At 46.0% G+C, this 10,568-nt stretch carries 11 protein-coding genes and 1 pseudogene; all 12 read right to left on the reverse strand.

All coding sequences use genetic code 11. From position 1 onward, the window contains the following. The coding region (locus WEIDD23_RS14630; protein ID WP_242865452.1) for a phosphoketolase family protein at positions 1–1,324 on the reverse strand (1,324 nt) is incomplete at its 3' end. A gap of 209 nt (positions 1,325–1,533) precedes the next feature. Beyond that, complete coding sequence (locus WEIDD23_RS06130) at positions 1,534–2,265, reverse strand: GntR family transcriptional regulator (RefSeq protein ID WP_010374938.1); 732 nt, start codon at positions 2,263–2,265, stop codon at positions 1,534–1,536. Positions 2,266–2,353: 88 nt separating this feature from the next. Continuing rightward, positions 2,354–2,980 carry a sugar transferase gene (locus WEIDD23_RS06135; RefSeq protein ID WP_197458826.1) on the reverse strand — a complete coding sequence of 209 codons (627 nt, stop codon included), beginning with the start codon at positions 2,978–2,980 and terminating at the stop codon, positions 2,354–2,356. 141 nt (positions 2,981–3,121) lie between these two features. Next, entirely contained in the window at positions 3,122–4,507 is a 1,386-nt protein-coding gene (locus WEIDD23_RS06140) for an MDR family MFS transporter (RefSeq protein ID WP_010374944.1), read from the reverse strand. A gap of 9 nt (positions 4,508–4,516) precedes the next feature. After that, a complete protein-coding gene (locus WEIDD23_RS06145) occupies positions 4,517–5,158 on the reverse strand; it encodes an HD domain-containing protein (RefSeq protein WP_038229589.1) in 642 nt (213 codons plus the stop codon). Between the two features lie 52 nt (positions 5,159–5,210). Then, positions 5,211–5,930 carry a membrane protein gene (locus tag WEIDD23_RS06150; RefSeq protein ID WP_010374946.1) on the reverse strand — a complete coding sequence of 240 codons (720 nt, stop codon included), beginning with the start codon at positions 5,928–5,930 and terminating at the stop codon, positions 5,211–5,213. A gap of 2 nt (positions 5,931–5,932) precedes the next feature. Continuing rightward, on the reverse strand, positions 5,933–6,427 hold the full coding sequence (locus WEIDD23_RS06155; protein ID WP_010374947.1) for a YbaK/EbsC family protein: 495 nt from the start codon (positions 6,425–6,427) through the stop codon (positions 5,933–5,935). Positions 6,428–6,549: 122 nt separating this feature from the next. Further along, entirely contained in the window at positions 6,550–7,653 is a 1,104-nt protein-coding gene (gene wecB / locus WEIDD23_RS06160) for a non-hydrolyzing UDP-N-acetylglucosamine 2-epimerase (protein WP_062358850.1), read from the reverse strand. Beyond that, positions 7,646–8,773: a glycosyl hydrolase family 8 gene (locus WEIDD23_RS06165; protein ID WP_010374949.1), complete on the reverse strand. Its 1,128-nt coding sequence runs from the start codon at positions 8,771–8,773 to the stop codon at positions 7,646–7,648. The genes wecB and WEIDD23_RS06165 overlap by 8 nt, the downstream gene beginning before the upstream one ends. Before the next feature lie 10 nt (positions 8,774–8,783). Then, on the reverse strand, positions 8,784–10,094 hold the full coding sequence (locus WEIDD23_RS06170) for a glycosyltransferase family 2 protein (protein ID WP_010374950.1): 1,311 nt from the start codon (positions 10,092–10,094) through the stop codon (positions 8,784–8,786). Continuing rightward, entirely contained in the window at positions 10,094–10,240 is a 147-nt protein-coding gene (locus tag WEIDD23_RS13550; RefSeq protein ID WP_197458827.1) for a hypothetical protein, read from the reverse strand. Before WEIDD23_RS13550 ends, WEIDD23_RS06170 begins: the two co-directional genes overlap by 1 nt. Beyond that, positions 10,233–10,568, reverse strand: a pseudogene (locus WEIDD23_RS06175) (hypothetical protein); the annotation flags it as partial. The pseudogene WEIDD23_RS06175 and the gene WEIDD23_RS13550, both read right to left, overlap by 8 nt.

A 10,568-nucleotide genomic window follows, 5' to 3' on the forward strand; every position in this document is an offset into this window, starting at 1 on the left:
TCTCGTCAGGTCCGAAGATACGGAATGACGTTGGGTTCATCTTTGAGATTTCAGCGAAGAATCCTGACAACACGTTCATGTCCATGTTGCGCTTTGAATCAGCCAATTCAGTTCCACGGTTTGACTCGTTGATGTCGTTAGCGTATGACTTCCAGTCTGGCAATGCCAAATCTTCAGCCTTTTCGCCACGAGCACGTCCACCGTTAGCAAGAGGGTTTGAAGCCATACGCTTGTCACCCTTAGGTGCCATTTCAGCCAATTCAGCCTTCAATGAACCATCAGCGTTAAACAACTCTTCTGGCTTGTATGAGTTCATCCACTCTTCGAATTGTGGCAACGTAGCCAACTTCTTTTGTGCCAAAGGAAGTGGCACTTGGTGGGCACGGAATGAATCTTCGATTGGCATTCCTGATTGGTCGTGAGTAGGACCACCCCAACCCTTTGGCAAGCGAGCGATGATTACAGGCCATGCTGCGATCTCGCCGTCTGCGTAACGACCGTTCTCACGGGCGTCCTTTTGGATTGCTTGGATGTCTTCGATTGCTTGGTCCATAACCTTAGCAGTAAGCTCGTGGTATGCCATGTAATCGTGGATGTCATCGTTTTCGATGAAACGTGGTGACCATCCCAAACCTTCGAAGAACTTCGTGATCTCTTCATCGCTCATACGTGAGAAGATCGTTGGGTTTGAAATCTTAAATCCGTTCAAGTCCAAGATTGGCAAAACAGCACCGTCGTTCTTAGGGTTCAAGAACTTGATTGAGTGCCATGCAGTCATTGAAGGACCAGTTTCAACTTCACCGTCACCGATAACAGTAAATGCGATTTGGTTTGGGTTATCCAAAACAGCACCAGTTGCGTGTGACAATGAGTATCCAAGCTCTCCACCTTCGTGCAATGAACCTGGCGTTTGTGCAGTCATGTGTGATCCGATTCCACCAGGGAATGAGAAACGCTTGAACAAACGTGACATACCTTCAACATCTTGAGTGATCTCAGGGTAGTTTTCAGTGTATGAACCGTCCAAGTATGAGTTCGTAACCATAACTTGTCCACCGTGACCAGGTCCACCGATGTAGAACATGTCCAAATCGTACTTGTTGATCAAACGGTTTGCGTGAGCGTAAAGGAAAGTTTGTCCTGAGATAGTACCCCAGTGACCGATAGGCTTAACCTTAACGTCGTCCGCCGTAATTGGCGTGTTAGTTACTGAGAACAATGGGTTGCTCTTCAAAAAGATCATACCTGCTGAAAGGTAGTTGGTAGCACGCCACCAAGCATCAACCTTAGCAAGGTATTCCTTTGAATCAAAATCTACTGCCATTTTGATTAAATCTCCTTATAATTTTGAGAAAGGTTCAATCGCAGAAGTTATCTTCTGGATTACAAGTACTATAATAACAGATTTCAAAATTACGTACAATAAAAAGCACAAAATTGGTGCGGTCCAATTTTGTGCTTTTCTTATTTTTCACCCACAAATGCCGGTTTCATCGCATTTGCGCCATTTTTGAACAAATTGTGAATTTCGCGCTATTCGCCGTCCAAACTGACGAAACTGTTATAACGCATGTATTTATAGTGCACGCGCATTGACCCAACTTCAAACGGCGTACCGTCATCCAAGAAGTAAATACCAGCCATGACCCCAACTGGTTCAACCTCAGACAAAGCTAAATGGTCACGATCATCTTCACTAGATGGTTCAACGGTCACGGTCATAAATGATTTCGTAACTGCTTTTTTGGTTGTCTCTTCAGCGTAGTGGAACATTGAGTGACCTAAGTCTTCCGCCGTCAATGCTGGCAGCAACTTGACTGGTACCAACGCGTTCTCAATCATGAATGCTTGATCCTGTAACTTACGGAGCCGTTTAATCCGGTAAACTTCTTCCCCATCTTCGAGGAATAATGCCAAGCGTGTTTCTTCGTCAGCTTGTTCCGTCTCGAACGACAACAGTTCGATGGCCGGTGATTCACCGTTAAACCGATACGAATCAGACACACCTAGATTGTTACCAATCGAGTGAAACATCGATTGGTTCTTTAAATACAGCGGATTTACAAATGTACCTGATCCACGCTTTTTAAAAATAATACCTTGTTGGGCTAAAACGTTCAGTGCCCGCTTAATCGAGCTACGTGACACCTCGTATGATGATGCCAATGATCGCTCATCTGGCAGCTTTAAATTGGGAAATTCACCGCTATAAATGCGGTCCTTCAAATCACCCAACACCTTCATATAAAGGACTTCCTCCGGCATCAATCTGCCCTCCTACTTTATTTCGGACTTTATCTTAACACAAAAAGTGGTCCAACCAAAACATTTGGTTGGACCACTTTTAAGATATTTACTGGATTTTTTCTTCCACAACCCCACGGGCGAACAAGATATTCCAGATTGTTAAGAACAGAATTTTAATATCGCGCCACAGGTTAATATCTAACGCATATTCCGCATCATACATAGCTTTCTGCAAAATCGTCACCCGGTCACGGCCGTTGACTTGCGCCCAGCCTGAAATCCCTGGTAAGCAACGGTCAGCCTTGCGACTACGACGTTCCGACACCAGCTCTTCTTCAGATACAATCACTGGACGCGGACCAATAAAACTCATTTGACCCTTTAAAATATTGAACAGCTGCGGCAACTCATCAACCGATGTTTTACGCATAATTCGTCCGATAAACGTAACATAGTTATGGCCGTGTAAGTCATACGATGCCACTTCCGGTGTATCCACTCGCATCGACCGAAACTTATACAAATAGAATGGTTTTGAATGTCGCCCCACTCGTAATTGTTTAAACAAAACTGGTCCCGGTGATTCAAGTTTGATCAACAAGGCAACGACTAGCATTGGTATACAAGCCAACGTTAGTAAAAACACCGCACCTAAGATATCAAATGCGCGTTTCCATATCCTTTCATACATGCCCAAACACTCCCTCGTTTTAGATAATGTCGTTGTTTTCAACGAAAATTATCCCTAAAGGGTGTGCCTTTTAGGACGACTGAATTCGTAACGGTTTTGGGAAAGTTATCGAACAAAATAAGACTGATAAAATACACGTATATAAAAAAAGCGACCGCAATCGGTCGCTTTTACAAGAAATATTTAGATGTCACGCTTCTTAAGCAACTGTGTCAAGCCCAACGCCAACACAACTAGCCCGGTCGCAATCCAGAACGCCATGTGAATCCCCATCAAGTCAGCAGTCGCTTGCGCTGTCTTGGCAGGTGCTGACACGGACGTTAAACTGTACACCGTAATCAAAGCAGCTGTTCCAAACGAAGCCGCCACCTGACGGATTGTCGTATACATTGCCGAGCCATCTGGCACAATTTCCAATGGCAATGAATTAAACGCCTCAGTTTGAATTGGCATCGTCACCATAACCAACCCAAGTTGACGGACGAATTGACCAACGGCGGGCAACCAGATTGGCGAATCTAATTGCAACGTTGCTAAGATAATAGTTCCAATCACCACAAAGCCTAGACCAATCGGTGCCAATCGCTTCACCCCGAATTCGTCGTACCACTTACCTGACGTTGGTGATAGGAACGCCGTAATCAACGCCCCTGGTAACAAAACCAACCCCGAAATAAAGGCTGATTGGCCACGCACCGTTTGCATGTAAAGTGGCAACATCAATGCCCCACCGTACAAAGCGGCCATCAAAACCACGTTAATCAACGTCGCCATCGTAAAGTTGTGATACTTGAACACATCAAAGTTCAACAATGGGATCTTTGAGTGGGTTTGCTGGTAAACGAACACCGTCGTTACCACAATACCAATCAACAAGAACGCCCACACATCTGGACTCAGCCAGTTACCCGTACCGGCATTTGAGAACCCATACAGCAAACTACCAAGTCCGATACTTGAGAGCACCATCCCCAAGAAGTTAAACTTCAAGAACTTTTGTTCCCCGATATTCTTCAAGAAAATCGATGCCAGAATCAAATCCAAAATAATCAATGGGGCAATCCCCAAGAACAACCAACGCCATGAGTGGCTTGATACCACAAATCCAGATAGCGTTGGCCCGATTGTTGGCGCAAAGTTCAACGCCAACCCAATAATACCCATTGCTTCACCACGGCGGTCAGCCGCAAATAAGTTCATCACCACCACGTTCATCAGTGGTCCAAACACACCGGCACCGGCCGCCTGCACCATACGGCCCAAAATCAAGATTGGGTAAGTTGGCGCAAGTCCCGCAATAATCGTCCCCGCTGCAAAGACTGCAACGGCACTTAAATATAATGTTCGCGTCTTTAATCGTTGAATTAAATACGCCGTCAGTGGCACCATCACACCGTTTACCAACATATAACCATTAGTCATCCATTGACCTAAGGCCGTTGATATGTGGAAGTCTGCCATGACTTGTGGCAAGGCCGTGTTCATTAACGTTTGATTCAAGAAGCCCAAGAAGACCCCTGCAATCAAGATAATCAACACACCTCGCTCTTTCTTTGAAATTCCGCTCATGTATGCCTCCTAGTCTAGATAATCTGTTCCAGCCCATTCAGCCTCGAATTGGGCAACGAAATCATGCATCGCACGATCACGAATCGTCCCAATTCGCTTTCCCTCTCGTGTATTCAAATAATCCTTTAGTAAGAACAACTTCTCATAAAAATGATTCATCGTCGTTTCGTCATTTGCTGCCCGGTAATCAGCCTTGGATGTAAAAATTTGTGGCTTAATCGCTGGGTCGTACAATGTCCGCCGCTTTACCGAGCCGTATTGGATGGCACGGGCCGTCGCCACTGCCCCAATTGCATCTAAGCGATCGGCATCCTGAACAATTTGTCCGGCTAATGACAACGGCTCTGGCTTACCAAAACGTTGCTTACTCCACGACATATTATCAATAATTTGGAAAATTTCAGCCTGCTGTGCCTCATTAACCCCATTATCCGCTAACATGGCGACAACCGCTCGCTTGGCGCTTGTGACATCTTTAAATAATTTGTCATCATACGTATCATGCAACGTTGCCGCTGCAATCGCAATAAACGCATCAGCGGTTGGTTCTGTCGCCAAAATATGCTTTGTTAACGCAACAACGCGATCGATATGGCTCGTATCATGACCAGTGTCATCCCCGCCTAACACAGCCTGCATAAATGCCGTCATTGCCGCTAACTGTTGTTCTTCTACTACTGTCAAAATATTACTCCCCGCTTGTTTAACGACGACCAATTAACGCCGTTAGCAAATACAACACAAAACTACCACCCAATAGGCCACCGAAGAAGTAGGCAACTGGGCGACCAACCGTCTCCCAAATCATAAAGGCGTCTGAAATCGTCAGCCCCGTAATCACCCCGACGATGGTCAAAAAAATCAAATACCAAATCACACCACTTTTGGTGTTTTGCCAGTCTGCCCCACTTAAATTCAAAGCGAGACTCAAATTCAAAATCAAATATGCCCAAACCGCAACTTGCCACCAGGCAGTATTAGTCATCACACTTTCACCCGTGTGGTAACTCAACAATAACTGGGGCCACACCAATTTGGTAACACCCCAACTCGCTGCTGCGATACCAAAGATTGGTGCAATGCCGATAAAAAAGTTGCCGGCTTGCTGGTATTTATTATTCGGGCTCCAGGCATGCGACACATACCCCATCCGATTTTCATTACCGTCTTTAAACGGATTCTGGAGTAACCGAATCTTATCCACGTGATGGCCAAAAATTAACGCCACGACTGCGTGCGATATTTCATGCACCATGACGCCAAACCAGCCAAAAATCAGGGGTGCATTCAGACCAAATGCCCGCATGAGATGTTGGTTGGTTCGGGTGGTAATCACTGAAATCAATGCACTACCCACAAGTGGCAAGACAAAAAAGATGCCAACAATGAACACCCACGACTGCCAGACAATGGTCCAACTCATACTTAAGCGTCCGTGCGGATATCCGCAAATTGTGCATGCACAAATTCGGCCAATTGCACTGCGTCAACGCGAATTGAACGACCAACTTCACCAGCTGACAAGGTAATCGTACCGGCTTCCTTAGCGATGTTATCAAAATAAATGGGGAACTTCTTGTTCTGCCAAATACCAACTGGGTTATTGGCACCGTGAATGTAGCCCGTCGTCTTTTGCAAATCCTTTGTTGGAATCATCGTGACTTTCTTGTTACCCGATACCACCGCAAACTTCTTTTCATCTAAGTGAGCATCCATTGGCACAATCCCGATGACCGGCCCAGTGACATTACCCGTCAACGCCAGCGTCTTATAAATATCATGATCCGTGAGGTCATATTTATCTAATTCCGCTTGGTCGCGATTCATACCGCCCGCAAAAACAATACTTTCATATGGAATCTTAGCTTTATCCAAGATTTGTTCGACTAAAATCTTCTTAATGCGTTCTTTCTTCGCCATTTTCAACTCTCCAATCTATAACCGATAACTATATAATATACGCTTTATTCGCGCACACTAACAGCCTCAGCCACTAAACATACAGAAAAACCGTCCGTTCATTGAATGGGCGGTTTTTCTGGTTATTGAATGAAGTCTTTAATAATCCGGGTGATGCGGTCGGCCGTGTGACCATCCCCATACGGATTCAAATTATCAGCCATCTCTTGATAGGCAGCTTCATTATGCAATAGTTCCTCAACCGCCGTCTTGACGGTGTCATAATCAGTCCCCGTCAAACGTAATGTCCCAGCATCGACCCCTTCAGGCCGTTCAGTCGTATCACGCAAGACCAACACGGGCACATTCAATGATGGTGCCTCTTCTTGTACGCCACCTGAGTCCGTCATAATGAGGTAACTGCGGGCCGCCATATTATGGAAGTCCACCACATCAAGCGGATCAATCAAGTGCACCCGGTCAACGTCGGCCAAAATTTCACGCGCTGTTTTTTGCACCGCTGGACTCAAATGAACCGGATAAACCACTTCAACATCGGGGTTCTCCGCCACAATATCACGAACCGCACGGAAAACATTTGCCATCGGCATGCCTTGGTTTTCGCGGCGGTGCATCGTTAACAAAATCATCTTGTGGTCGGGATTAACCTGTTGTAATACCTCGTGATGATAATCTTGTTGCAACGTATACTGCAACGCATCAATCGCTGTGTTACCCGTGGTATAGATGCGGTCAGCATCCCCACCTTCGCGTGCCAAGTTATTCGCGCTCAGTGGCGTTGGGGCAAAGTAAACATCCGCAATCCGATCCGTCAACTGGCGGTTCATTTCTTCTGGGAATGGTGAGTACTTTTGCCAAGTCCGCAAACCAGCCTCAACGTGACCAACTGGAATTTGGTGGAAGAAGGCACTCATACTTGTGGCCAACGTGGTACTCGTATCACCATGGACCAACACAATATCCGGTTGCTCCGTGGTCAGAATATCATCCATCCCCATCAGCACTTTACTCGTAATTTTCGCTAAGCTCTGGTTCGGTTCCATAATGGCCAAGTCATAGTCAGGGGTCACATCAAAAATATCCAGCACTTGTTGCAGCATTTCACGGTGTTGCCCCGTCACCACCGTTACCGGGGTCACCTGTTCGTCAGCTTCCAAGGCCTTCACCACTGGGGCCATCTTAATCCCCTCTGGTCGTGTCCCAAAGACAGTCATTACTTTAATCATTTTTGAATCCTCCTACAGCAACTAATGCTGTGAGCGTTGCGTCATAATACGGTTGTTGCGCAACTGAGCGGTTATAAATCGTCGCGCCGGTTTTGTAGAGTTTGCCATAGCGGTCAGCATCTGATTGCGCCGCGTAAAAGATTGGGGCGCTAAAGACGTTTGATTCATACTTGTGCAACGCCTTACCCGTTACGGTATAGCCCGCTAATAGTTGCGTTTGTTGATCAAAGAAGTGCATCAACCGGCGGTTAATCCACACAGCACGTTGATCAGAACTATCCGCCAACATCATCGGCACGCGTGCTGCATTATAGGCATAGTGACCATCTTGTTTCGTCGCAACTTCCTTGGCTTTAGCGGCCCGAACGCCTTGCTTGGTGACGACCGCAAAGTCAGGGACTAAGCCCGTTTTATGTTGTTTGCTTAACGTTGCCAACTTAGTCAACATGCTGTCAGAAACTTGTCCCCACCGTTGATCATTCGTTAACTTGGCCAACGATGCGAACACACTTGGCATCACGTCCGAAGTCCGCATCACCCGGTAAGCTGCCGTGTCGGCCGTTGCCCAGTCACCAACGGTTAACAGTTGTTGCTGGTCATTGTACTCGTAACGTAGAATATCCGCTGCGATTGCTTTGGCCACCGTGTTATAAGTTGTTGCTTGCTTTGGCCAAACCGATGCGGCCACCTGTAAGGCATAAGCGATATACAAATCTCCATCTGTGGCACTATGCGTGTCGGTTCGCCACGCACCCTTAACATCTCGCTGACGCCAATTCATTAAGTGCGTTTGCTGATTAGCCACAACCAACCGATTTTGCTGGTAGTAGGCCAGCAAGTGATCGAAGTCCGTCTGACTCGCCCAGCCTTTGCGACCGGCTTGCGCTGTAATCAGCATGCCCAAGCCTTGAGCTTCTGACATTGCCATCTTTTTGCCGTCAACGCCAGCATTTACATACGTTGCTTGATCTGATTGTCGCGTCACAAACGTTTTTTGCCACGTTTGGTACGTATTAGCGGTGACTGATTGCTCATTATGTAAACGGGCGTACACCAAGATTGATGTGAAAGCCACAATAATAAAACCAACGGCCACCCAAATTTTTTTATTTAAAACCATGTTCTCCTCGCTAATCGTTAAAGCGCTTTGTTTTCACCCAAACATTACCGTTACGGTGGAACAACGCATCACCCATTACCTGCAACACCGCGTGAACAGACACGGCCATAAACAGTTGGGTATAAGTGAAATACGACAGGAACGACAGCCAGATTTGCTTCGTCGTTGCCTGACCAAACTGCGTGGCCATGGCAATGTTAATCTGGAGCATATACAACAGAATCATTAATACCCAGTTCACCAACAATACTTGCGCTAGGAGCACATTATTCGTGCCGAACGTAAAGGGAATCGTAATGGCTGGGTTAAACAGACCTGCAATATAGAACGCAACGTTTACCACAAAGAGAATGTCTGATAACAAAATCGCGGCATTGAACCAGAAGAAGGTTGCGGCGTAGTAAAACGTTTCAATTTTGACGCGCCAGTTACTCCGATCAAACAAATGTTTGATGTTATTGATTACGACCTGATAGTTACCTTTTGCCCAACGAAGGCGCTGGTAATAATAGTCCTTAATGTGTTCGGGTTCTTGTTGGAACGCCTCTGAATTGTAGGCCAAGGCAATCAACTTGCCACTTTGCATAATTTTGAATGAGATATCGGTATCTTCGGTTAACGCACCATCACGCCACCCTCCGATTTCGGTGACGTAATCTTTGCGAATAATAAAATTCGTACCTGGAATTCGCCCAATCTTGAATAGATGCCAGATCGCAATGTGTTGCACCCGTTGCGTCACGACAATTTCCTGATTAATAAAGCGGGTTAACAAGTTTTGTTCCGCATTACGGGTTTTGTTGCGACCAAAGACCGCCACGTGGCGTTCTGGATCTTCAAGGGCTTTGCGCACCAAGAAATACAAAGCATTCCGTTCAGGCATCGCATCCGCATCATACACGGCGATATATTCGCCTGTCGCAATTTCTAATGAATCATTGAGAACACCCGCCTTACCACCTTTACCAGTTCGTTCCACAATCACAATATTGCGATCACGATACTCTGGTAATTGCTGAACGCGCCGCATTTCGTCAGCGGTATGATCCTCGGAGTTATCTGAATAAAGCAGTAATTCCACTTTGTCAGCCGGGTAATTTAAGTTCAATAAGGCTGACATCGTCTGAGCAATGACAACATCTTCGTTGTGGGCTGGCACCACAATTGAAATCGTTGGATAACGGCTCAATGGGGTAATTGCCACTTCTTCAGTACTATTCTTCAACCAAAAATGAACAGCCCCGAACAACGTAACCATTGCCATCGTGAGGGATAGCCAAATTGATAACAACGTGATGATTAATAACAATTGATGCACCATTAGTTGGTACCCCGCTGCTCCCACAACTTGCACATGGTTGCTTCAACTCGTGAATAAATCGTCCACTGCATCATAAATAACACCAAAGCTAATACTAAGAAGGCGCCACTAACAAACATGGCTAACCAGTAAAATACATTAATCATCTAACGTTCCTTTCTTCATGTACTCCGTCACTAAATCCGTTTCCATATCACGGCGGATATGCTTAATGGCGTCATCTAGGGTTTGATAGTCCTGCATATTCTCAGTCGTAATATATTTGTGGCCCCACTGGAACTGTGGGCGGAAATCACCGACTCGAATCGATGCTAAATCAATCTTCGTCGCAGCCGTCAAATAATCATACGTTTCACGTGGTAATCTAAACGACACAATCAATAACATGTCATCATCTAAAATGTAGAGGAATTCTGATGGCAAACGCCGCTCTTTCAGGACATTGGCGGCTTGTGCTAACACATCGTTGTATTG

This window comes from Weissella sp. DD23 (genome assembly GCF_001579105.1).
Classification (GTDB): Bacteria; Bacillota; Bacilli; order Lactobacillales; family Lactobacillaceae; genus Weissella; species Weissella cibaria.